Raw genomic sequence first — 1,085 nt, 5'->3', positions numbered from 1 at the left:
CCGAGCATGGCCAGCAGCACCGGCCCGTTCTGCTCCAGCGGAGCCGTGGCGAAATGCCGGTCGACCGCGTGCATTCCGCTGAGGAATTCGGCGAACTGCTCCTTGCCGATGGTCACCATCACCGACAGGCCGATCGCGGAGTCGACCGAATACCGGCCGCCCACCCAATCCCAGAAGCCGAACATGTGCGCGGGGTCGATGCCGAACTCGGCCACCCGCTGCGCGTTGGTCGACACCGCGACGAAGTGCTTGGCGACGGCGTCCTCGCCGAGCGCGGCGACCAGCCAGCGGCGGGCCGCGGTGGCGTTGGTCAGGGTCTCCAGGGTGGAGAAGGTCTTGGAGGCGACGATGAACAGCGTCGTCGCCGGGTCGAGCCCGGTGAGCTTGGCGACCAGATCGCACGGGTCGACGTTCGAGACGAACCTGGCCTCGATGCCGGGATCGGTGTAGTGGCGCAGCGCGCGGTACACCATGTCGGGCCCGAGATCCGAGCCGCCGATGCCGATGTTGACCACGGCGGTGATGCGCTCGCCGGTCGCCACCGACAGCACGCCGTCGGGCAGTCCGGCCTCGCTGCACAGCTTGGCCAGCGCCAGCATGGTCAGCGGGGTCGCCGAGGCGGGCTTGACGATCATCGTGCAACCCGCGGCGAGCGCGGGCCCGATCTTGCGGGTGCCCATGGCCAGCGGGAAGTTCCACGGCGTGATCGCCAGACACGGACCGACCGGTTGTTTTGTCACCATGATCCGGCCGGTTCCCGACGGCGCGTGCAGGTAGCGGCCGTGCACCCGCACCGCCTCCTCGCTGAACCACCGGAAGAACTCGGCGCCGTAGCGCACTTCGTTGCGGCTCTCGGCCAGCGCCTTGCCCATCTCGAGGGTCATCAGCAGCGCGAACTCCTCGGCCCGCGCGGTCAGCTGCTCGAACACCGCCCGCAGGATCTCGCCGCGCTCGCGCGACGGGGTCGCCGCCCACGCCTCGCCCGCCGCGACGGCCGCGTCGAGCGCGCGCATCGCGTCGTCCGGCGTGGCATCGGCGACCTGCGCGATCACCGAGCCGTCGGCGGGATTGCGCACCGCGAAGGT

General features: G+C 70.6%; 1 protein-coding gene. It reads right to left on the bottom strand.

Features of this window, described 5'->3' with window-relative positions:
• The coding region (locus ACWDNU_RS46790; protein WP_449673577.1) for an aldehyde dehydrogenase family protein at nucleotides 1-1,085 on the bottom strand (1,085 nt) is incomplete at both ends.

Source organism: Amycolatopsis sp. NPDC003676 (genome assembly GCF_053587275.1).
This window is presented reverse-complemented; position numbering and strand designations above follow the sequence as displayed.